Here is a 21,077-nt window from a genome sequence, read left to right on the forward strand (position 1 = left end):
GACTGAGGCCACGTGACCCGGAACGCCGGCGCGCGCACACCGCGCACCCCCCGGGGGAAGGAGCGCTGATGAGCATCTCGGAACTCGACGTCGCACCGGCCGGCCCGCCGCCGCGTACGCCCCCGGAGCGGCGGGCCCGTTCCATGGGGGCGCTGCGCGAGGAACTGGCCCGCCTGCGCGCCCGTACGGTCGCGGGCCGGCCGGACGGCGTGGCCAGGCAGCACGCGCTCGGCAAGCGGACCGCCCGCGAGCGGCTGGAGATGCTGCTCGACGAGGACTCGTTCGTGGAGATCGACATCTACCGGCGCCACCGGGCGCAGGGGCTGGGCATGGACGGGCGGCGCCCCCACACCGACGGCGTCGTCGCGGGCTCGGGCACCGTGCACGGCAGGCGGGTGTTCGTCTACGCCCAGGACTTCACGATCTTCGGCGGCGCGCTGGGAGAGGCGCACGCCGAGAAGATCCACAAGGTGATGGACCTCGCCATGTCCACCGGCTCGCCGTTCATCGGCCTGAACGACAGCGGCGGCGCGCGGATCCAGGAGGGGGTGATGTCCCTCAACGGATACGGCGGCATCTTCCGGCGCAACGTGCAGGCGTCCGGCGTGATCCCGCAGATCAGCGTCGTGCTCGGGCCCTGCGCCGGAGGCGCGGCCTACTCCGCCGCGCTCGCCGACTTCACCTTCATGGTGCAGGGCACCTCGCAGCTCTACCTGACGGGACCGGACGTCGTCGAGGCCGTGACCGGCCAGCGGGTCACCCACGCGGAGCTGGGCGGCGCCCAGGTCCACGGGACCCGGTCCGGCGTGGCGGCGTTCGTGCACGAGGACGAGGAGGCCTGCCTGGCGGAGGTGCGCTACCTGCTGTCGATGCTGCCGGGCAACAACCTCGAACCGCCGCCCGCGGGGCCGGCGTGCGGCGCGACCCACGACGCCCGCCCGCGCCTGGCGGAGATCGTCCCGGCCGAGCCCAGCAAGCCGTACGACATGCGCGAGGTGATCGCGGAGGTGGTCGACGACGGCGACTTCCTCGAACTGCACGAAGGCTGGGCGCGCAACGTCATCTGCGCCCTCGCCCGCGTGGACGGCGCGGTGGTCGGGATCGTCGGCAACCAGCCGCTGGTGCTCGCCGGCGTGCTGGACGCCGACGCGGCGCAGAAGGCGGCCAGGTTCGTCCGGTTCTGCGACGCCTTCAACATCCCGCTGGTGACCCTCGTCGACGTGCCGGGCTTCCTCCCCGGCACCGAGCAGGAGTACGCCGGCATCATCAGGCACGGCGCAAAGCTGCTCTACGCGTACTGCGAGGCGACCGTGCCCCGCGTCCAGGTCATCCTCCGCAAGGCGTACGGCGGGGCCTACATCGTGATGGACTCCCGGTCGATCGGCGCGGACCTGTCGCTGGCGTGGCCGACCAACGAGATCGCGGTGATGGGCGCGGAGGGGGCGGTCAACGTCGTCTTCCGCCGTGAGCTCGCCGCCGCGACCGACCCGGCGGGACTGCGCGCCGAACTGCTCGCGCGGTACGCCGGCGAGCTGGTGCACCCGCAGTACGCCGCCGAGCGCGGCCTGGTCGACGACGTGATCGACCCGGCGCAGACGCGCTCCGCCGTCGCCCGCGGCCTCGCCATGCTGCGTGACAAGCGCAAGCCAGGGGCCCAGCGCAAGCACGGGAACGTCCCCCTCTAAACGCACCGTCTCCGCGCCCGCCCCGCCCGCACGGGCGGCGGCGGGCGTTCGCGTGCCCGGACTCCTCCGCTGGCAGGATGCGGTAACCCCGCTGCAGCTTGCTGCCTGGCCAAGCCCTGGTTCCCCACCACCCCACGGCCGCACATTGATGGTGTGACGACAGAAGGCAGCGGACGGAGACGGCCCCCGGGCGCCCGCCTCCCCGCAGGAGCCGTGTGCCGGCCAGGGACGCGGCGGCACGCGAGGTCGCCGGGCCGGCGGCCGGAGAGGGAGCCGAGGCCATGCTGGTTCAGCTGACGGTGCGGCGGACGGACGGGCAGGCGGCGCCGGGCTCGCCGGTGGACGGGATCCGGGTGCTCGCGCTTCTTCCCGGGAGCTGGCACAAGCACCTCGAACACGTCGCGGGCGACATCGTCATCAGAGTCCGCGCCGAGGGGACGACGGCGGGCGGAGTCCGCGCCGAGGTGACGAGGATCCTCGCCACCCCCGAAGTGAGCCACCTGGAACTGGTCGCCTGCCGTTCCCTCGACGGCCCCCGGCAGTAGGACGCGAACAGAAGGAGACAACCGATGATCGCCTCGGCTGTGACGGCGGGTGAGTGCCAGGTGTGGTGGGCGGACCCGCGGCAGGAAACGATCGAGACCCTGGTGGGTGACCTCAGTGCGAACGAACTGCGGCGTGCGGCGCGCTTCCGCCGTGAGCCGGACCGCCGGCGCTTCCTGACCGGGGCGTGGCTGCTGCGGGAGGCGGCCGGCGACCGGCTGGGAGTCCGCCCCGCGGACGTGGTGGTGGACCGGACGTGCCCCGACTGCGACAGGTACCACGGCAAGCCCCGCGTCGTGACGGAGGAGGAGAGCCTGCACGTCTCCATCTCCCACTCCGGCGACAGGGTCGCGGTGGCGCTGACGGACGTGGGGCCGCTGGGCGTCGACGTGGAGGCGGTGCCCGAGACGCCGGTGGACGACCTGGCGCGCTGCGCGCTGACCGAGAGCGAGCGCCAGGCCCTCGCGGCGCTCCCCGAGCACGCGCGGTACGAGGGCTTCGCCCGGATCTGGGTGCGCAAGGAGGCGGCGCTCAAGGCCACCGGGCACGGACTGCGGATCTCGCCGGACCGGGTCGAGGTGACAGGTCCGGGGGAGAGCCCCGCGCTGCTCGGCTGGCCCGTCGACGTGCCGCCGGAAGCGGTGCGGATCCACCCGCTCGACCCCGGCCCGGGGTACGTCGCCGTCGTCGCGGTCGTCGGCGGCGACCACGGCATCACCATCCGCGAGGCGGACGCTGCGCTCCTGCGCGGGCGCGCCGGGATCGCGACGGCACGCCAGGCCGCGTGACCGGCGTTGACGACTCCCGGTGTGAGGCGCTCAATGGCGGGTGAGGCCCGCCGCGCAGGGTAGCTCCGCACCTGGCCGACCAGAAGAAGGCTGATTCTCGTGAACAAGGGCTTCATCTTGATCCCCGGCCCCTGGATGGGCGCCTGGGCGTGGGGGCCGGTGGCCCGGCGCCTGCGTGGTCACGGTCACGCCACTCGCGCGATCACGCTCCCGGGCCTGGCCGACCCCGACGGGGACGTCGCCGGCGTCGGACTCGAGACGCACGTCGGCACCGTGCTGTCGCTGCTGGAGGAGGAGGACCTGCGCGACGTCGTCCTCGTCGCGCACAGCTACTCGGGCATCGTGGCCGGGCAGGTCGCCGACCGCGCGGCCGACCGGGTGGCGCACACGGTGTTCGTCGAGGCGTTCCTGCCGCACGACGGCAAGTCGATGCTGCACGCGTTCCCCGAGCGTCAGCACGCCGCCGAACTGCGGCTCATCGAGGACAACGGCGGCCGCTGGCCCGCCCCCGACGCCGCCGTCGTTGGCGAGGGGCAGGGCCTGACCCGGCGGCAGGCGCGGTGGCTGGCCGATCGGCTCGTCGGCCATCCGGGGCGCACCGTCGCGGAGCCCGCCGTCCTCACCCGCCCCCTGACGCAGCAGCGCGCCACGTACGTCGTCTGCTCGATGGAGCACTTCGACGGACGCGTCGCCGCGGACGTCGACGCCATGCGCGCCGCCCCGAACTGGCGCTTCCACACCCTCCCGACCGGGCACTGGCCCATGATCTCGGCGCCGGGGCGGCTCGCCCATCTCCTGCACCGGATCGCCGCACGCGCCGAGTAGGGCGTCCCGGCGCGCCGCCCCGGGAATCGCCCGCATCCGGGGTAACTTCGGCATCATGGCCACCCGTACGTCCGGACAGGGGTCCGGCAAGCGCCCCTCGTCGCGCTCCGGATCCCGTGCGGCTTCCCCGAAGCGATCCCCGGCGGGTTCCCAGAGACGGCCCCCGGCGGGCTCCCGAGGCAGGGCGGCGCCCAGGCCCGCGCCCAGACGGCCGGTCGCCACCGGCCAGGACCCGGTCAGCTGGTTCTTCATGGTGATCGGCAAGCTCGTCATCGGCATGTGGATGCTGGTGGCGAACAGCGTGGGCGCGGCCGCGCGGGCGCTGGGACAGGGCGCGCGCGACCTCGACCCCGTGCACCGCCGCGACGGGCAGGGCCTGTCGGTGCTCGCGGGCGCCATCGTGATCGCCACTTTGACCTGGCGGGACACCAAGACGGGGTTCGCCGCGATCGTCGACGCCGTGGTGCGCGGGACGGTGGGGGCGCTCGCCTGGGCGGTGCCCGTGCTGCTCGCGGTGCTCGCCTGGCGGCTGCTGCGCCACCCCGACCAGAACGCCGAGACCGGCAGGATGGGCATCGGCTGGACCGCGCTGCTGGCCGGGATCCTCGGGATCGTGCACGTCGCCCACGGCACGCCGTACCCCTCGGGGGGACCCAGCGACGGCATGGACAACGTGTCGGCGGCGGGCGGCATGGTCGGCTTCATCGTCTCGGCGCCGCCGTCGAGCATCCTGCCGGCGTTCATCACGATCCCGCTGCTGCTGATGCTGTCCGGCTTCGGCCTGCTGGTCATCACCGCGACGCCGGTGCACCGCATCCCCGAGCGCCTCGCCGAGATCCAGCACATGCTCTTCCATCGGCCGGAGGAGACCGGGGAGACCCGCAAGCCGTCGGCGCCGCGCAAGCGCGGGCGCAGGCAGCCGGGCGGCGGGCGAGAAGGGTCCGAGGGCGGCGACGGCGTCAAGCCGTACGACACGCCGGTGCTGTCGGACAAGGACCACTCGCCGGAGATCGTCCCCGGCCTGATGGACGAGGCTGCGGATCCGGCCGAGCCGACCGAGCCGGAGATGCGGATCCCCAGGCAGGGGCCGCAGCCCCCGCTGCCGACACCCGCGCCGCGCAAGGTCGAGCAGCTCGTCCTGTCCAGCCAGGAGGGGCCCTACACGCTGCCTGACCTCGCGCTGCTGCGGCCGGGCAGCGCGCCCAAGCAGGAGACCAAGGCCAACCGGACGGTCCTGAACGCGCTGACCAGCGTGCTCGAGCAGTTCTCCATCGACGCGCAGGTCGTCGGGTTCACCCGGGGGCCGACGGTGACCCGGTACGAGATCGAGCTGGGCCCGGCCGTCAAGGTCGAGAAGGTCACCGCGCTCACCAAGAACATCGCCTACGCCGTCAAGTCCGCGGACGTGCGGATCCTGTCCCCGATCCCCGGCAAGTCGGCGATCGGCGTGGAGATCCCCAACGTCGACAAGGACCTCGTGTCGCTGGGCGACGTGCTGCGCTCGCAGGTGGCCCAGGCCGACCACCACCCGATGATCGTCGGGCTCGGCAAGGACGTCGAGGGCCGCACGATAGTGGCCAACCTGGCCAAGATGCCGCACATCCTCATCGCGGGCGCCACCGGCGCGGGCAAGTCGACGTGCATCAACGGGCTGATCTCCTCGATCCTGCTGCGGGCCACGCCCGACGAGGTCCGGATGGTGCTGGTCGACCCCAAGCGGGTGGAGCTCAGCGTGTACGAGGGGATCCCCCACCTCATCACGCCGATCATCACGAACCCGAAGAAGGCCGCCGAGGCCCTCGAATGGGTGGTGGGCGAGATGGACCGGCGCTACGACGACCTCGCGGCCAGCGGCTTCCGGCACGTGGACGACTTCAACAAGGCCGTAAGGGCGGGCAAGCTGGTGCCGCCGCCGGGCAGCGAGCGGGTCTACCAGCCGTACCCGTACCTGCTGGTGATCGTGGACGAGCTGGCCGACCTGATGATGGTCGCGCCGCGCGACGTGGAGGACTCGATCGTCCGCATCACGCAGCTCGCCAGGGCCGCCGGCATCCACCTGGTCATCGCCACCCAGCGGCCGTCCGTGGACGTCGTCACCGGTCTGATCAAGGCGAACGTGCCGTCGCGGCTGGCGTTCGCGACCTCCTCGCTCGCCGACTCGCGGGTCATCCTCGACCAGCCGGGCGCGGAGAAGCTGGTCGGGCAGGGCGACGCGCTGTTCCTGCCGATGGGCGCGAGCAAGCCGATGCGGCTGCAGAACGCGTTCGTCTCCGAGAAGGAGATCGGGGAGGTCGTCGCCCACTGCAAGGCCCAGATGCAGGCCGAGTACCGGGAGGACGTCGCCGCGCCCGCCGCCGCCAAGCGGGAGGTCGACGAGGAGATCGGCGACGACCTCGACCTGCTCGTCCAGGCGGCCGAGCTGATCGTGTCGACGCAGTTCGGGTCCACGTCCATGCTGCAGCGCAAGCTGCGCGTCGGCTTCGCCAAGGCCGGTCGGCTGATGGACCTGCTGGAGAGCCGCAACGTGGTCGGCCCGAGCGAGGGGTCCAAGGCCAGGGAGGTGCTGGTCAAGCCCGACGAGCTGCCCGGCCTGCTCGCCGATCTGCGCGGGGGGGCGTAGGGCCGCCGCCCGCCCCTCAGGCCCGGCCCGCCCTGAGGGGCGGGCCCGCGCGCCATGCCCTCGTACCGCCGCCGCATGACCGGCCCGGCGGCGAAGACGTGGCCGGGCCCCACCCCCGCCGAGGAGCGGATCTCCAGCCTGGAGATCGTCGTGTCCCGCCCCGTCCCCTAAACCAGTCTGGAAGTGACAGGGTAGTTGCTCGATGTCCCCCTCTGGGTACCCTCCGTAGTTAGTTACTGATTGAATGCGACTAACTACGCATCGCGGGGTGAGCTGGACGACGGTGCGCTGGAGACAGGGGGCGGAACGATGAGCGTTGGTGCTGTTTTGGCCGAGGCCCGTGAGCGCGCCGGGCTGACCGTGCGTCAGCTCGGCGAACGCACGCGGATCCGCGAGACCGTCATCGAACGCTTCGAGCAGGACGACTTCTCGGTGGGCGACTTCTACGTACGCGGACACCTGCAGGCGATCGCCTCCGCTCTCGGCCTGGACCCGGACGAGGTGCTGCGGCAGTACGCGCAGGAGAACGCCGACATCGCGTCGCCGGTCAGGGCGTCGGCCGTGTTCAGGGGCGACGTGGGCGAGCGGGCCCGCATAGCGCCCGGCTGGACGAAGGCCGCCGCGGTCGCCCTGGCCATCGTCGTGGTCGTCGTCGTCGCGCGGATGCTCGGAGGCGCCGGCGAGAAGGCGGGCCCGACGGCCGCCCAGGTTCCGGTGACGGCGCCGCACCTGCACGCGCGGCAGGACAAGGCCCACGACAAGAAGACCTTCGAGGAGGCCCTCACGCCCGGCCGCGTGGTCGTGAAGGTCACCACGCGCAAGCCCGCCTACATCGACGTGAAGGACGCCAAGGGCAAGGAGATCTTCCAGGGGACCCTGCCCGAGGGGAAGACCACGACCTACTCGGCCAAGGACAAGGTGCGGATGGTCATCGGCGACGCCGGAGCGGTCCGCGTGGAGGTCAACGGAAAGGACGTCGGCACCCTCGGCAGGGACGGCCAGATGGTCCGCCGCACCTTCGCGGCGGGCGGCCCGAGTCCCCGTTAATCGCCGACTGCCGATACCGTAGTTCGCATCATGTCTTCTCGCCGAACCGTATCGCTGATCACGCTGGGCTGCGCCCGCAACGAGGTCGACTCCGAGGAGCTGGCCGCTCGCCTGGAGGCCGCCGGCTGGCACACCGGCGACGACGATCCCGACGTCGTCGTCGTCAACACGTGCGGCTTCATCGATTCGGCGAAGAAGGACTCGATCGACACCCTGCTCGCCGCGGCCGACTCGGGCGCGAAGGTGGTGGCGGCGGGCTGCATGGCCGAGCGGTACGGCGCGCAGCTCGCCGACGCCCTGCCCGAGGCGTCGGTGATCTCCTTCGACGACTACGCCGACATCGGGGAGCGTCTCGACGACGTGCTCGCGGGCAGGCCGCTCGTCCCGCACTCGCCCAGGGACCGCCGCACGCTCCTGCCGATCTCTCCGGTCGAGCGCTCGGCCGCCCAGGCGCACATCCCCGGGCACGGCCAGGACGACGCGCTCCCCGCGGGGGTCGTCCCCGCCAGCGGCCCGCGCACCCTGCGCAAGCGGCTCACCGGCGGCCCGGTCGCCTCCCTCAAGCTCGCGTCCGGCTGCGACCGGCGCTGCACCTTCTGCGCGATCCCGGCCTTCCGCGGCTCGTACGTCTCCCGCCGGCCGGAGGACCTGCTCGCCGAGGCCGCCTGGCTGGCCACCCAGGGCGTCAAGGAGCTCGTGCTCGTCAGCGAGAACTCCACGTCGTACGGCAAGGACCTGGGCGACCTGCGCGCACTGGAGAAGCTGCTGCCCCCGCTGGCCGCGACCGAGGGCATCGAGCGGGTCCGCGTCAGCTACCTGCAGCCCGCCGAACTGCGGCCCGGCCTGCTCGACGTGATCGCCTCGACCGAGGGCGTCGCGCCCTACTTCGACCTGTCCTTCCAGCACGCGAGCGGGACCGTGCTGCGGCGGATGCGGCGCTTCGGCGACCCCGAGAGGTTCCTCGGCCTGCTCGCGCAGATCCGCGAACGCGCCCCGGAGGCGGGCGTCAGGTCCAACTTCATCGTCGGGTTCCCCGGGGAGACGCAGGAGGAGTTCGACGAGCTCGTTGGCTTCATCGAGGAGGCCAGGCTCGACGTCGTCGGCGTGTTCGGCTACTCAGACGAGGACGGCACCGAGGCGTACGGCTTCGGCGGCAAGCTCGACCAGGACGTGATCGACGAGCGGGTCGCGACGCTGACCGAGCTCGCGGAGGAGCTGACCGCCCAGCGGGCCGAGGAGCGCATCGGCACCGAGCTCGAGGTCCTGATCGAGGAGGACCTCGGCGACGGCGGCTACGAGGGCCGGGCGGCCCACCAGGGGCCGGAGGTGGACGGCGCGGTCACGGTCCAGGGCATCGGCCTGGTCCCCGGCCAGATCGTCCAGGCGGTCGCCGTCGACTCCGAGGGGGTCGACCTCATCGCCCGGATCAAGGCAGGCACATGACGGAGCGCGGTGAGCCGCCGGTGGACGTGGCGGGCCCGGGAGAGGTGGCGGGCGAGCCGATGACGCCGCCGGTCGTCGCCATGCCCGCCATGCCCGCTGTCGCCGCCGGGCCGGCCGTGCCCGCCGCTCCGGCCATGCCCACGCCGGCCATGCCCACTCCTGCGGTGCCCGCCGCCCCGGAGCCGCCGGCCGCGGGGGCCGCGGCGGAGGGCCAGGCGCGCCGTGTCAGCACCTGGAACATCGCGAACGTCCTGACGATCGCCAGGCTGGCGATCGTGCCCGTCTTCATCGTCTTCATGTTCGCCGAGGGGCAGGCCTGGCGTCTGGCGGCCCTCGGCGTGTTCCTGCTCGCCTCCCTGACCGACCAGCTAGACGGCTGGCTCGCCAGGAAGTACGCGCTGATCACGGATTTCGGGAAGATCGCCGACCCGATCGCGGACAAGGCGCTGATCGGCGCCGCGCTGGTCAGCCTGTCGTGGCTCGGCGAGGTCCCGTGGTGGGTCACACTCGTGATCATCGCCCGCGAGGCCGGGGTGACGCTGCTGCGCTTCCTCGTGATCAGGCACGGGGTCATCCCCGCCAGCTACGGCGGCAAGGTGAAGACCGTGCTGCAGATCGTGGCCATCGCCCTCTACATCGTGCCGGTGATGCCCGACCTGGTCAGGTGGGCGGCGATGGGCCTCGCCCTGCTGGTCACGGTGGGGACGGGAGCCGACTACGTGGTGCGGGCGGTGCGGCTGCGGCAGTTGGCCAGGAGCGCGAGAACCTGATGATGGGCCTGGCAGGCGAGGTGCTGTCCCTGCTGGTCAGGCAGGGCGCGACGGCAGCCGTGGCGGAGTCGCTTACGGGCGGCCTCATCGGCGCCGCGATGACCGGCCCGATGGGGGCCTCGGCCGCGTTCCGCGGCGGGGTCATCGCGTACGCCACCGAGTTGAAGGCGAGCCTTCTCGGCGTCCCTCCCGACCTCCTCGACGCGGAGGGGGCGGTGCATCCCGGCGTGGCCGCGGCCATGGCGGCCGGAGTGCGGAAACTCACAGAGGCCGACTACGGCCTCGCGGTGACGGGGGTCGCCGGCCCCGACCCGCAGGACGGCAAGCCGGTCGGCACGGTCCACATCGCGCTGGCGGGGCCTGGTGAGCGCGTCTGGCACCGTGACCTGCGCCTGACCGGAGACAGGGACTCCATCAGAAACACCACGTGCCTGGAAGCGTTGAAGCTGCTGGAAGGTGTGCTGAAGGCAAATTCGGGGGAACATTCCGGGTGATCACCGCGTTACGTCCCCAGCGAACATGCTCGCATCGGTCTGCCGCGGTGTCGCCCTCTACAGGTACGGTGGAGCTGTGAGTGAGGTCCGTGAGCCATCGGCGAGGAGCAAGACAGGCACGCGCCCGGCGAAGGGGCCGAGCGAACCCATGATGACGGCGAGGCGTATGTACGAAGGGCAGATGAAGAAGGGGCGGCATGAGCCCACCGTGCGAGGCGTCGTGAAGGCGCCCCCCCTGGGGAGGGAGCGACAGATGATCCTGCTGCGTCAGCTGCTCGGTGACGTACTGCGGCGGCTGAGGGTGCGGCAGAATCGCACCCTCCGTGAGGTCTCCACGGTGGCGCGTGTCTCACTCGGCTATCTGTCCGAGGTCGAGCGCGGCCAGAAGGAGGCCTCCTCCGAGCTGCTCGCCTCGATTTGCGGCGCACTCGGTGTGCCGCTGTCCCAGGTGTTGCGCGAGGTGTCCGACCAGTTCGCGCTGGCCGAGCTGCAGGCCGCCCCCGTGCTCGCGGATGTGCCTGAGCACGAGCGCCTGCCCATCCCCGAGACCGTGCCCGCGGGGCCGGAGTTCGAGGGTTTCCCGGAAGTCAAGGACATGGTCGCCGCCTAGGCGGCGGATTTCACCCCGTCGCGCGGCCGAGGCGTCCCCGCGACGTCGCCTGGCCGGTCCGTGCCGGTGGGCAGAGGGTCAGGTGTGGCCCGCGCTCGCGGTGCGGGGTGTGCCCTGGTGAGGGCCGAAGCCGGGTGCCCGTCCCGGCCCTGCAGACGGGTGCCTGCCCCCCGCAGGCGTTCACGCGTTCTCTTTCGCGCTGTCTCCGCCGGTCGTGTTCGGCGATCTGTCCCTCGGTCGCGTCCTTCGCCGGTCAGTCCCGCGCTGTCTCCGCCGGTCGCGTCCGCCGGACAGTCCCTCGGTCGGGTCCTTCGCCGGTCAGTCCCGCTGGCAGGCGGGGCACCAGTAGACGAGCCGCTCGGACGGCTGAGGTCCCATCTCCCCGCGCCTGATCGGGGCGCCGCAGCGGCGGCAGGCCTGGTGCGTCCTCCCGTACACGAACAACGACCGCCCGGGGCGCGGGTCGCCCGTCGTCACGGGAAACCGCGCGTCCTTGTTCGCGTCGAGGAGACGGTGGGCGACTGAGACCAGCGCCTCCAGGTCATCCGCGGGGAAGGATCCCACCGGACGCCACGGCGACACCCGCGCGGCGTACAGCGTCTCGGCCCGCCAGATCGTCCCGATGCCGGCGAGGTCGCGCTGGTCGAGCAGCGCCTCCCCGATCGTCCGCTCCGGGGCGCGCAGCAGGTTGCGCACGGCCAGGGCCGCGTCCCAGTCGGGACCGAGCAGGTCCGGGCCGAGATGCCCGACGACCCGCTCCTCGCGGTCGGTGGGCACGAGATCGACCATCCCCAGCCGGGTGCCGACCGCCTGCCACTCGGCGTTGGCGAGGATCAGCCGGACCACGTCGCCCCTGGGCGCCGGGCCGCCGGCGGGGCCGACCCGCCAGCTTCCCTCCATGCGCAGGTGGGTGTGGACCGTGAGGCCGCCCTCCACCCGGGTCAGGAGATGCTTGCCACGCGAGATCGTCGTCATCACGGTGCGGCCGCGCAGGTCGGCGGTGGCGTACCGGGGCACCCGGAAGTCGCTGCGGGTCAGCCTCCGGCCGTCGAGGGCCTGCCTGAGCCGCTTGGCGGTCCGGTAGACGGCGTCACCCTCCGGCACGGCTCTCCTCCCGTGAGGATCGTGGCCAGGCGGCTCACACGGGCATGTGCGAGTCCCACGCCGCCGGGTCGGCGGCGAGCTCGGTCACCCGCGCCGGCAGCTCGCCCTTGGCGATCTGCTCCAGGGTGACCTCTTCGAGGATGGCCCGCTCGCTCGCCCGCAAGGCGATCCACACCTGCTGCAGCGCCTGCGCGGCGCCCTGGTAGCCGACGTGCTCGGGCCGTTCGCCCCGGACGTTGGCCAGCGGTCCGTCCACCGCGCGGATGACGTCCGCGAGTGAGATCTTGCTGGCCGGCCGTGCCAGGACATAACCCCCCTCTGGACCCCGCTGACCGCGCACCAGTCCGGCGCGCCGCATCTGCAGCAGGATGTTCTCCAGGTATTTGGGGGGCATCTCCTGCTCCTTGGCCAGCTCGCCCACCGTGGTGGGTCCCTCGCCCGCGGCGGCGAGCTCGGCGGCGGCACGGAGGGCGTAGTCGACACGGGCAGAAAGTCGCATGTAGTCGATTATCCCGCCTGGTTGACCTCGGTAGGACGTCGCCCGCCCACATGACCCCGGAAGGGCCTCATCCAGACGCGGCCGTACGACGGGGGAGCGGCCAGGAGCACGGCACGCGGCGGGTCGACGGCCACCGCCGTGGCTCCCGCCGGGCTCAGGGCTGCCGCGCACCGCCTCAGGCGTCACCCGCGACGTTCTGGATCGCACGGGCGAGGCGCGCGAGATCGATGCCTTCGAGGTGGTCGAGGAAGTGCCTGCGCACGCTGGCCAGGTTGCTCGGCCACGCCCGTTCCAGGCGGGCGAGGCCGGCGTCGGTGAGGACGGCGTTGAACCCGCGGGCGTCGTCGGCGCTCCTGACGCGCTCGACCAGGCCTTGCCGCTCGAGGACGGTGACGATGCGGGTCATCCCGCTCAGCGACAGCTCGCAGGCGACCGCGAGCTCGCCCATCCGCATCCGCCGCTCCGGCGCCTCCTGCAACCGCATCAGCGCGATCCACTCGATGAGCGGCAACTGTTGTTCCCGCACCAGGTCGGCGTCGATCGCGCGGGGGAGCGCGTAGATCAGGCGAGGCAGCGCGCGGACGAGCGCGTCCTCGTCGTCGGTCAGCGGCCTCATCGGCTCCGATGTGGTCATGCCCACATTCTACTTGCTTCGCGAACGAAGCATTCATATGCTTCCTTCGCGAAGCAAGTATTTCGCTTTCGGGAAACGGAGATCGTCATGACCAGAATCGGGATCATCCTCGGCAGCACCCGCCCCGGACGCAACGGGGAGGCCGTCGCCCACTGGGTGCACCAGGTCGCCGCGCGGCGGACCGACGCGGAGTTCGAGCTCGTCGACCTGCTCGACTACAAACTCCCGCACCTCGACGAGGCGCTGCCGCCGTCGCTGGGTCAGTACACGCAGCCGCACACGATGGCGTGGGCCGGCAAGATCGCGTCGTTCGACGGGTTCGTCATGGTGACGCCGGAATACAACCACTCGACGTCGGGCGCGCTGAAGAACGCCATCGACTTCCTGTACGGCGAGTGGAACAACAAGGCCGTCGGTTTCGTCAGCTACGGCTCGGTCGGCGGCACCCGCGCGGTGGAGCACCTGCGCCTGATCGCCGGTGAGCTGCAGATGGCGGACGTGCGAGCCCAGGTGGCGCTGTCGCTCTTCACCGACTTCAAGGACTTCAGCGTGTTCACGCCCAGCGAGTTCCAGCTCGACTCGCTCACCGCGATGCTGGACCAGGTCGTCGCGTGGAGCAGGGCGCTCGCGCCGCTGCGCACCCGTTGAGCCGGCGCCGTTCACAGGAAGCGGGAGGGGGACTCGATGGGGACGCTTGACGGCAAGGTGGTTCTGATCACCGGCACCGCCGGAGGTCAGGGCAGGGTCGCGTCGCTGGTCTTCGCGCGAGAGGGCGCGAAGGTCGTCGGGTGCGACATCCAGGTCGAGGCGAACGACGAGACGGTGGAACTCGTCCGGCGCGCCGGAGGTGACATGACGGGCATCGCGCCCGTCGACCTCACAGACCCGGAACAGGCGCGGCGGATGGTCGAGGACGCCGTGGCCGCCTACGGCGGGCTCGACGTCGTCTACAACAACGCGGCCAGGCCGCGCTTCGGGCCGGTGCCGGACTTCTCGGTGGAAGACTGGCGGGTGACCATCGCCAGCGAACTCGACAATCCCTTCTTCGTGTTGAAGTTCGCCTGGCCGCACCTGGTCCGGCGGGGTGGCGGCGTCATCGTCAACGTGGCGTCCATGGCCGGCATGATCGCCGGTGAGGTCCCCCCGATGGTCGCGCACAGCGCGGCGAACGCCGGGGTCATCGGCATGACCCGGCAACTCGCGCTCGAAGGCGCGCGCCACGGGATCCGCGCCGTGGCGATCAGCCCCGGGCCGGTCCTCACCCCGGCCAGCGAGCGCGATCTCGGCGACAACCAGGCGGTCAGGGACGCGATAACCCGCAAGACGCTCCTCAAGCGCTTCGCCAGGCCGGAGGAGATCGTCGAACTGGCGGCCTTCCTCGCCTCCGACCGTGCGGCGTACATCACGGGCGTGAACTACGCGGTCGACGGGGGCGCGACCGCCTGGTGACGCCGGCCCGCTGTCTCCGGTGCCCGGCGCGTCGCGGCCGGGCACCGGAGACGTGGGGGAGGAAGCGGACGGGGGCACGATGGGAGCGTTATCAAGACGTTCTACCGGGGCGTTCCCCGTCCTTGCCGGCTCGCTAAGCTTGCTGGAAACCTTGTTGTTCATTCACGGGCGCACATGGTCGGTGCGCCACCGGGGGCCGAGCGAGCCGGCGGAGGCGTGGGTGGGCGCACCGACGGCGAGCCGGAGACTCAGACGATGGAAAGCAGGAGCATGGAGCGACGTCCTGGCGTGCCCCGGCTGCTCCGGGAGATCAACGACCGGGCCGCCCTCGAACTGCTGCTCGCCTCGGGACCCCTGACGCGCGGCCAGATCGGCGAGCTCACCGGCCTGTCCAAGGTCACCGCGTCCCAGACGCTGGCGCGGCTGGAGGAGCGCGGCCTGGTGGAGGTCGTGGGGGAGCAGGCCGGCAACCGGGGTCCCAACGCCGCGTTGTACGGCGTGATCGCCTCCTGCGCGTACGTCGCCGGGCTCGACGTCGGCCCCGACCGGGTGTCGGCGGCGATCGCCGACATCCACGGCGACGTGGTGGCCGAGGTGACCGCCACTCCCGAGGGGCGGGACGACCCGGTGTCACTCGTGCACACGGCCGTCGTGAAGGCGTGCAGGAGCGCGAAGGTGGCGCTGTCACGGCTGCGCGGCGTCGTCATCGGCACGCCCGGCGTCGTGGACCCCCGCACCGGGGACGTGCGGTTCTCCTTCGACCTGCCGCAGTGGCACGAGGGCATCCACGAGGCGCTCGCCCACGACCTGCGCAGGGACGTCACGATCGAGAACGACGTCAACCTCGCCGCTATCGCGGAACGCGCGAAGGGCGCCGCCCGGGAGGTGGACGACTTCGTGCTCGTGTGGGTGGGCCGGGGCATCGGCCTGGCCGTCGTGCTGGGCGGACGGCTGCACCGCGGCCGGTCGGGCAGTGCGGGGGAGATCGGCTACCTGCCGGTGCCCGGGGTGCCGCTCGCCGGCGACGTCAGGGCGGTTCCCGGGCGCATGCCGTCGCTCGGGGGCGGCCTGCAGTCGCTGGTCAGCTCCGAGGCGGTCACGGAACTGGCCCGGCAGCACGGCTTCACCGGCGACACCGCAGCCGACTGCGTGACCGCGGCCGTCGCGGCCGGGACCGCGGGCGAGCCGCTGCTCGACGAGGTCGCCTCCAGGCTCGCCCTCGGCGTGGCGTCGGTGTGCGTGGTGCTCGACCCCGGCCTCGTGGTGCTGGCAGGGGAGGTCTGCCGGGCCGGCGGGGCGGCGCTGACCGCCCGCGTGGAGGAGGCGGTCGCCCGCATCTGCCCGGTGCCGCCGCAGGTCGTCACGAGCGGGGTGGAGGGCAATCCGGTGCTGCGCGGCGCCGTGCTCGCCGCGCTCGACCAGGCCAGGGAAGAGATCTTCGCGTCCTGAGGGACAGCCGCCTGATACGGCCCAAACCCACCGATGTGCTGAACGCCTCGCGGCCGTCGGCGAGAACCGTGAATTCGAGCGGGATCGCTTCTCCCTTCCCGCCCGTCGAGGGAAAGCGGGGGGAGCGGTTCAGGCCGTGAGCAGTTCCACGGCCGCCTGGGTGTTGGCGCGGGCCGCGCCGTACGTCGCGATGTAGGCGCCGGCGCCCGGCCGCCAGATCGGCAGGCCCATCTCCATCACGACGGCGTCCGGGCGGGCGGCGAGCAGCCTGGAGACCAGGTCCCTGCTGCGCGGGTGCCGGTGGGCGTCCTTGACGATCACGATGAGCGTGCGGTCGCGGGCCCGGCCGAGCAGCGCCCCGGCGTCGGCGTCCTGCGGCGCGACCCGGACGATCTCGGCCTGCGGCAGCCAGGGCGCGACCCCCCAGGGCACCTCGCCCACCGCGATCGTCGGCGGCGTGTCGACCTCGACCACGAACGGATCGACCAGCGGCCCCGCCGACCCCGTGAGCGACACGGCGCGGCGGGCGGCGTCGATCCCGGCGACGTCGTCCTCCGCCACCGCCGTACGCGCGCCCTCGAACCAGTCGCGCAGCCGTTCCACCCGCGCGGCGGCCTCCTCCAGGCGCTCGCCGGCGAGCCTGCCCTCGCGGACGGCGTCCGCGATGTGGGCCAGCATGCGCCGTACGTCCTCTGGCGTGGGCAGCGGCCCGAGACACAGCATGTCCGCGCCCGCCGAGAGGGCCAGCACCGCACCCTCCGCGAGCCCGACGCTCCCGCTGATCGCGTGCATGTCGAGGGCGTCGGTCAGCACGACACCGTCGTAGCCGAGTTCGCGGCGCAGCAGCCGGGTCAGCGCCTGCCCGCTGAGGGTCGCCGGCAGGTCCCCGGTCAGCGCGGGGACCGCCACGTGCGCCGTCATGATCGACTTGGCTCCGGCCTCGATCGCCGCGACGAAGGGGACGAGTTCCCGCTCCACGAGCAGGTCGAGCGGGGCGTCCACGACCGGGATCTCCAGGTGGGAGTCCTGCCGGGTGGCGCCGTGGCCGGGGAAGTGCTTCACGCAGGCGGCGACCCCCGCCGACTGCAGGCCGCGTACGGCGGCGACCGTGTGCCGCGCCACGAGGCCGGGCGACGAGCCGAACGACCGGGTGCCGATGATCGGGTTGTCGTCGGCGGTGTTGACGTCGGCCACCGGGCCCATGTCGAGGTTCACCCCGCAGCGCACGAGGTCGGCGGCCATCGCGCGGTAGACCCGCTCGGTCAGGGCCGTGTCGTCGACCGCGCCGAGCGCCGCGTTGCCCGGGTAGGCGCTCCCGGTGTGGTAGGCCAGCCGGGTGACGTCGCCGCCCTCCTCGTCGAGGGAGACGATCGGGCGTCCCGCCCGGCTCAGGCGGGCGACGAGCGCGGCGACCTGCTCGCCGCCGGAGACGTTGGATCCGAAGAGGCAGACGCCGCCCAGGCCGTCCTCCAGGCCGCGCATGACCCAGTCCGGCGCGGTCGTGCCGCGGAACGAGATCAGCAGTGCGCCGGCCGCGAGCCGGTGCAGGCCCGGGTCGCCGGTACGCGTGGACAGGTCGGCGGCCCCCGTCAGGGGGTCGCGGGTGGCGGACATGGTGTCTCGGCTCCTTGGGTGACGGTGCGGGTGAGAGCGCGCGGGCAGGGGCCCGTACGGCCACCGGGGGCGGTGGCCGCGCGGGCGGCCGCGAGAGGGGGGAGATGCCGGTGGCGGCGGGCGTCAGCCCTTGACCGCGCCCGCGACGAGGCCGGAGACCATCCGCCGCTGGACCAGCAGGAAGAAGACGAGGACCGGGATGGTCATGAGGGTGGAGGCGGCCATGATGCCGCCCCAGTCGGTCGACCGCTGGCCGACGAAGAACTTCAGGGCGACCGGCATCGTGTACTTGCCCTGGTCGCTGATCAGAGTCAGGGCGAAGACGAACTCGTTCCAGGTGGTGATGAAGGCGAAGATGCTCGTCGCCACCAGGCCCGGCGCGACCAGCGGGAACAGCACCCGCCAGAAGGTGGTGAACCGGCCGGCGCCGTCGATCCAGGCCGCCTCCTCCAGTTCCTTGGGCACGGCCACGACGAACGTGCGCAGCATCCAGACGGAGAACGGCAGCGTGAGGCCGACGTTGATGACGATCAGGCCGAGCAACTGGTCGTACAGGCCGATCCGCTTGACCATGGTGAACAGCGGGATCAGCAGCGCCTCGGCCGGCACCATCTGCACGATCAGCAGCAGGATCAGGAACGAGGTGCGGAAGCGGAAGCGGAACCGCGCCACCGCGGTCGCCGCCAGCAGGGCGAAGACCGCGCCGAGCACGACGGCGCTGAGCGCCACGATCGCGCTGTTGAGCAGGTACTGCCAGATGGGGAGTTCGCCCACGCCCTTGGTGAAGACCCGCTGCACGTGGTCCATCGACGGCGGGCTGGGGAACGGGATGAAGCTCGTGGTGAAGATCTGGTCGTTCGGCTTGAAGGCCGTGGCGACCATCCAGTAGACGGGGAAGACCGCGAAGAGGAACACCGCGACCCCGGCCGCGTTCAGCGCGATCCGCCCGATTCTCCTGCGCGCGAGCGGGTTCATCGGATGTCGTCCTCCGTCTTCACGATCTGCCGGACGTAGACGAGGGTGATCAGCAGCAGGATCACGGTCAGCACGACCGCGATGGCGGCGCCGAGCCCCAGCTTCGGCGAGCTGCCGCCGAACGCCTCGGCGTAGCTCCACAGCGACAGGTTGAACGCGTCCCGGTTCGTGGTGCCGCCCGCCAGCAGGTAGAGCTGGGTGAAGACCTTGAAGTCCCAGATGATCGACAGCACGACCAGCACCGAGAACACCGGCTTGAGCAGGGGGAAGGTGATCCTCCTGAACGTGCGGGCCGCGCTGGAGCCGTCCATCTTCGCCGCCTCGTACAGCTCAGACGGGATGCTCTTCAGGCCGGCGAGCACCGACACCGCGACGAACGGGAACGACGCCCACACCACGGCCACGATCAGCACGAGGTAGAGGGTGGAGGTGTCGTTGAACCAGGGCTGGCCGCTCCAGTCCGAGCGGCCGAACAGCAGTCGCGACAGGCCGTCGGGCAGCAGGTTCAGCAGCCAGTTGACGACGCCCGCGTCCGAGTCGAACAGCCACTTCCACACGATGGCCTGCGCGGTCGGCGGGGTCGCCCAGGCGGCCATGATGCCGACGACCACGAAGGTCGACATCTTCGGGCCGAGCTTGTCGAGCAGCAGGCCGACAAGGGTCCCGAGGACGAGCGTCAGCGCGACGGTGACGAGGGCGAAGACCACCGTGTTGCGCAGCGACGACCAGAACAGGGGCGAGCCGAGGACGCTCTCGTAGTTGTCCAGGCCGACGAAGTCGGCGGGCGCGGGGTTGACGGCCTTGATCTGCCGTAGCCCCACCTTGTGGAAGGACATCTCGATCATCTGGTACATCGGGTAGAGCAGCAGCACCGCGATGACCAGGAAGCCCGGCAGGAGCAGGGCGTACGGCACGGCCTTCGGGGAGAGCCCGGAGCCGCGCGTCCGCTTGCGACCGCGCCGCGACGGGGCGGAGGTGTCGGCTCCGCCCCGGGCGAGGGTTGACGTCTGAGTCATGATCTACTGGTTGAGGATCGTCTCAAGCTCGGTGTTGGCGTCGGCGAGAGCCTGGTCGACGCTCTTCTTGCCCTCGATCACCTCACGCGCCGCGTTCTGCAGCACGGCCTTGGTGTCGTTGGCCTCGGCCCAGTTGGGGCTGGCCGGGAAGCCCTTGGCGACCTTGAAGGTGTCCGTGAACGGCTTCTGGGCGGGGTCGCTGCCCATCTCCGCGAGCGCGTCGGGGTAGAGCGGCAGCAGGCCGCCCTCCTTCGCGTACCGGACGCCGAACTCCTTGCCCGCCGCGAGCTTGACGTACTCGAGGGCGAGCTCGGGGTTCTTGGAATCCTTCCAGACGGCGATGTCGTTGCCGCCCTGGAAGGCCGGGGCCGGGCCGGAGCCGTCCTTGGCGGGCAGCGAGAAGAAGCCCATCTGCCCGTCGTCGACCTTGCCCTTGCTCTGCTCCTTGATGGCGGCGATGTCCCACCCGCCGGTCACGTACATGCCCACCTTGCCGGCGGCGAAGCGCTGGGCGATGTCGACGGAGTTCTGGGTCAGGCGGCCCTTGCCGGAGACGCCGTCCTTGGCGACCAGGTCCGTGTAGAACTGGAAGCCCTCCTTGAAGCCCGGCTGGGTGAGCTGGCCCACCCACTTGCCGCCCTCGAACTTGGCGAAGTCGCCGCCGGCGGACCAGACGAACGGCGACAGGGACATGTTCGCGTCGGAGCCGCCGTTGAAGGCGAAGCCGTCCACGTCCTTGCCCTGCTCGTCCACGATCTTCTTGGCCGCGGCCCGCAGGTCGTCCCAGGTCTTCGGGATCTCGATGCCGAGCTTGTCGAACCAGTCCTTGCGGTACAGCACCGCGCGGGTGCCGCCGCCCCACGGCACGGCGTAGATCTTGTCGTCGATCGTCTCGTAGCTCCACAGGTTCTGCGGGATCTGCTGGAGCTCGGTGTCGTTCTTGACGGCGTCGGTGAGGTCCGCGAGCGCGTCCTGCGCCACCCACGCGGCGACCTGGTCGTTGCCGAACTCGGTGACGTCCGGGCCCTCGCCGCCGGCGAGCGCGGTGGTCCACTTCTTCTGGGCGTCGGGCCAGGGAATCCACTGGACCTTCGCCTCGGCGCCCGTCTTCGTCTTGAACTCGGCGTTCAGGTCGTCCATGTACTTGGTGAAGACGTCGGTGGGGGCACCGAGTCGCCACACGGTAAGAGTCTGGCCGGCGAACTTGGGACCGTCGGCGGCGGCGGAGGCCGCCGGAGCGGTTGTGTTCCCGGAGTCGTCGCTTCCGCAAGCGGCGAGTCCCAGGGCCAGGGCTGCGGTCGCGGCCGCGATCTTAGCGATCTTCACGGTGGGTCTCTCCCTTCCCGGCTTCGCGTCGGGGGTGCGCCTCGTTGGGGGGTGTCGGCGGGCCGCTCACCTGCTGGAAGGCGCTCTCCTTTCGGTCGGCGCTCATGGCGTCCCGAGGCTGATCGGTTGCCTCCGGGCTGGCTGCCGATAAACTAACAAGAAAGTTTCTTATAAAAAAGACCGCGT

General features: G+C 71.8%; 20 protein-coding genes. 13 read left to right on the plus strand and 7 right to left on the minus strand.

Annotated features, from left to right (window positions below):
* The first annotated feature begins 68 nt into the window (after positions 1-68).
* The 10 genes from HHX31_RS00830 (at position 69) to HHX31_RS00875 (ending at position 10,825) form a co-directional block, all read left to right on the plus strand.
* The gene (locus HHX31_RS00830) at positions 69-1,685 is read left to right on the plus strand and encodes an acyl-CoA carboxylase subunit beta (protein ID WP_169944100.1); all 1,617 of its coding nucleotides are present in this window, start codon (positions 69-71) and stop codon (positions 1,683-1,685) included.
* A 215-nt stretch (positions 1,686-1,900) separates the two neighbouring features.
* A complete protein-coding gene (locus tag HHX31_RS00835; protein ID WP_169944102.1) occupies positions 1,901-2,230 on the plus strand; it encodes a hypothetical protein in 330 nt (109 codons plus the stop codon).
* Positions 2,231-2,254: 24 nt separating this feature from the next.
* Positions 2,255-3,016, plus strand: a complete 762-nt coding sequence (locus HHX31_RS00840) for a 4'-phosphopantetheinyl transferase superfamily protein (RefSeq protein WP_169944104.1) — start codon at positions 2,255-2,257, stop codon at positions 3,014-3,016.
* Between the two features lie 99 nt (positions 3,017-3,115).
* Positions 3,116-3,841, plus strand: a complete 726-nt coding sequence (locus tag HHX31_RS00845; RefSeq protein ID WP_169944106.1) for an alpha/beta fold hydrolase — start codon at positions 3,116-3,118, stop codon at positions 3,839-3,841.
* Positions 3,842-3,896: 55 nt separating this feature from the next.
* Positions 3,897-6,461, plus strand: coding sequence for a DNA translocase FtsK (locus tag HHX31_RS00850; RefSeq protein WP_169944107.1), 2,565 nt, complete (start codon positions 3,897-3,899; stop codon positions 6,459-6,461).
* Between the two features lie 309 nt (positions 6,462-6,770).
* Positions 6,771-7,508 carry a helix-turn-helix domain-containing protein gene (locus tag HHX31_RS00855; RefSeq protein ID WP_169944109.1) on the plus strand — a complete coding sequence of 246 codons (738 nt, stop codon included), beginning with the start codon at positions 6,771-6,773 and terminating at the stop codon, positions 7,506-7,508.
* Positions 7,509-7,538: 30 nt separating this feature from the next.
* Positions 7,539-8,951, plus strand: coding sequence for a 30S ribosomal protein S12 methylthiotransferase RimO (gene rimO / locus HHX31_RS00860; RefSeq protein ID WP_169944111.1), 1,413 nt, complete (start codon positions 7,539-7,541; stop codon positions 8,949-8,951).
* Entirely contained in the window at positions 8,948-9,721 is a 774-nt protein-coding gene (pgsA, locus tag HHX31_RS00865; RefSeq protein WP_169944112.1) for a CDP-diacylglycerol--glycerol-3-phosphate 3-phosphatidyltransferase, read from the plus strand. The genes rimO and pgsA overlap by 4 nt, the downstream gene beginning before the upstream one ends.
* Positions 9,721-10,215, plus strand: a complete 495-nt coding sequence (locus HHX31_RS00870) for a CinA family protein (RefSeq protein WP_169944114.1) — start codon at positions 9,721-9,723, stop codon at positions 10,213-10,215. The genes pgsA and HHX31_RS00870 overlap by 1 nt, the downstream gene beginning before the upstream one ends.
* A gap of 253 nt (positions 10,216-10,468) precedes the next feature.
* Positions 10,469-10,825, plus strand: a complete 357-nt coding sequence (locus tag HHX31_RS00875) for a helix-turn-helix domain-containing protein (RefSeq protein ID WP_169944116.1) — start codon at positions 10,469-10,471, stop codon at positions 10,823-10,825.
* 318 nt (positions 10,826-11,143) lie between these two features.
* Here the strand turns inward: HHX31_RS00875 and HHX31_RS00880 are convergent, their stop codons facing one another.
* The 3 genes from HHX31_RS00880 to HHX31_RS00890 form a co-directional block, all read right to left on the minus strand.
* On the minus strand, positions 11,144-11,929 hold the full coding sequence (locus HHX31_RS00880; RefSeq protein WP_169944117.1) for an Fpg/Nei family DNA glycosylase: 786 nt from the start codon (positions 11,927-11,929) through the stop codon (positions 11,144-11,146).
* Between the two features lie 34 nt (positions 11,930-11,963).
* Entirely contained in the window at positions 11,964-12,428 is a 465-nt protein-coding gene (locus tag HHX31_RS00885; RefSeq protein ID WP_169944119.1) for an Rrf2 family transcriptional regulator, read from the minus strand.
* 175 nt (positions 12,429-12,603) lie between these two features.
* Positions 12,604-13,062, minus strand: a complete 459-nt coding sequence (locus tag HHX31_RS00890) for a MarR family winged helix-turn-helix transcriptional regulator (protein WP_169944122.1) — start codon at positions 13,060-13,062, stop codon at positions 12,604-12,606.
* An 87-nt stretch (positions 13,063-13,149) separates the two neighbouring features.
* Between HHX31_RS00890 and HHX31_RS00895 the strand changes: the two genes are divergently transcribed.
* From HHX31_RS00895 to HHX31_RS00905, 3 genes are all read left to right on the plus strand, one after another.
* Positions 13,150-13,710, plus strand: a complete 561-nt coding sequence (locus HHX31_RS00895; RefSeq protein WP_169944124.1) for an NADPH-dependent FMN reductase — start codon at positions 13,150-13,152, stop codon at positions 13,708-13,710.
* A 36-nt stretch (positions 13,711-13,746) separates the two neighbouring features.
* Positions 13,747-14,511: an SDR family NAD(P)-dependent oxidoreductase gene (locus HHX31_RS00900; RefSeq protein WP_169944126.1), complete on the plus strand. Its 765-nt coding sequence runs from the start codon at positions 13,747-13,749 to the stop codon at positions 14,509-14,511.
* Positions 14,512-14,781: 270 nt separating this feature from the next.
* Positions 14,782-15,960: an ROK family transcriptional regulator gene (locus HHX31_RS00905; RefSeq protein WP_169944128.1), complete on the plus strand. Its 1,179-nt coding sequence runs from the start codon at positions 14,782-14,784 to the stop codon at positions 15,958-15,960.
* A gap of 129 nt (positions 15,961-16,089) precedes the next feature.
* Here HHX31_RS00905 and HHX31_RS00910 read toward each other — a convergent pair whose 3' ends face one another.
* The 4 genes from HHX31_RS00910 to HHX31_RS00925 form a co-directional block, all read right to left on the minus strand.
* A complete protein-coding gene (locus HHX31_RS00910; protein ID WP_169944130.1) occupies positions 16,090-17,574 on the minus strand; it encodes a glycoside hydrolase family 3 protein in 1,485 nt (494 codons plus the stop codon).
* 123 nt (positions 17,575-17,697) lie between these two features.
* A complete protein-coding gene (locus HHX31_RS00915; RefSeq protein ID WP_169944131.1) occupies positions 17,698-18,549 on the minus strand; it encodes a carbohydrate ABC transporter permease in 852 nt (283 codons plus the stop codon).
* The gene (locus tag HHX31_RS00920; protein WP_169944133.1) at positions 18,546-19,565 is read right to left on the minus strand and encodes a carbohydrate ABC transporter permease; all 1,020 of its coding nucleotides are present in this window, start codon (positions 19,563-19,565) and stop codon (positions 18,546-18,548) included. Before HHX31_RS00920 ends, HHX31_RS00915 begins: the two co-directional genes overlap by 4 nt.
* A gap of 3 nt (positions 19,566-19,568) precedes the next feature.
* Entirely contained in the window at positions 19,569-20,891 is a 1,323-nt protein-coding gene (locus HHX31_RS00925) for a sugar ABC transporter substrate-binding protein (RefSeq protein WP_169944135.1), read from the minus strand.
* Between the last annotated feature and the right edge of the window lie 186 nt (positions 20,892-21,077).

Source organism: Microbispora sp. H11081 (genome assembly GCF_012999535.1).
Taxonomy (GTDB): domain Bacteria; phylum Actinomycetota; class Actinomycetes; order Streptosporangiales; family Streptosporangiaceae; genus Microbispora.

What these genes read in the sequence shown, in the direction of transcription:
- HHX31_RS00870 (WP_169944114.1), top strand. Translation starts at nt 9,721, where the DNA reads ATGATGGGCCTGGCAGGCGAGGTGCTGTCCCTGCTGGTCAGGCAGGGC.
- HHX31_RS00840 (WP_169944104.1), top strand. Translation starts at nt 2,255, where the DNA reads ATGATCGCCTCGGCTGTGACGGCGGGTGAGTGCCAGGTGTGGTGGGCG.
- HHX31_RS00875 (WP_169944116.1), top strand. Translation starts at nt 10,469, where the DNA reads ATGATCCTGCTGCGTCAGCTGCTCGGTGACGTACTGCGGCGGCTGAGG.
- HHX31_RS00890 (WP_169944122.1), bottom strand. Translation starts at nt 13,062, where the DNA reads ATGACCACATCGGAGCCGATGAGGCCGCTGACCGACGACGAGGACGCG.
- HHX31_RS00855 (WP_169944109.1), top strand. Translation starts at nt 6,771, where the DNA reads ATGAGCGTTGGTGCTGTTTTGGCCGAGGCCCGTGAGCGCGCCGGGCTG.
- HHX31_RS00900 (WP_169944126.1), top strand. Translation starts at nt 13,747, where the DNA reads ATGGGGACGCTTGACGGCAAGGTGGTTCTGATCACCGGCACCGCCGGA.
- HHX31_RS00910 (WP_169944130.1), bottom strand. Translation starts at nt 17,574, where the DNA reads ATGTCCGCCACCCGCGACCCCCTGACGGGGGCCGCCGACCTGTCCACG.
- HHX31_RS00830 (WP_169944100.1), top strand. Translation starts at nt 69, where the DNA reads ATGAGCATCTCGGAACTCGACGTCGCACCGGCCGGCCCGCCGCCGCGT.
- HHX31_RS00905 (WP_169944128.1), top strand. Translation starts at nt 14,782, where the DNA reads ATGGAGCGACGTCCTGGCGTGCCCCGGCTGCTCCGGGAGATCAACGAC.
- rimO (WP_169944111.1), top strand. Translation starts at nt 7,539, where the DNA reads ATGTCTTCTCGCCGAACCGTATCGCTGATCACGCTGGGCTGCGCCCGC.
- HHX31_RS00920 (WP_169944133.1), bottom strand. Translation starts at nt 19,565, where the DNA reads ATGACTCAGACGTCAACCCTCGCCCGGGGCGGAGCCGACACCTCCGCC.
- HHX31_RS00895 (WP_169944124.1), top strand. Translation starts at nt 13,150, where the DNA reads ATGACCAGAATCGGGATCATCCTCGGCAGCACCCGCCCCGGACGCAAC.
- HHX31_RS00850 (WP_169944107.1), top strand. Translation starts at nt 3,897, where the DNA reads ATGGCCACCCGTACGTCCGGACAGGGGTCCGGCAAGCGCCCCTCGTCG.
- HHX31_RS00915 (WP_169944131.1), bottom strand. Translation starts at nt 18,549, where the DNA reads ATGAACCCGCTCGCGCGCAGGAGAATCGGGCGGATCGCGCTGAACGCG.
- HHX31_RS00885 (WP_169944119.1), bottom strand. Translation starts at nt 12,428, where the DNA reads ATGCGACTTTCTGCCCGTGTCGACTACGCCCTCCGTGCCGCCGCCGAG.
- pgsA (WP_169944112.1), top strand. Translation starts at nt 8,948, where the DNA reads ATGACGGAGCGCGGTGAGCCGCCGGTGGACGTGGCGGGCCCGGGAGAG.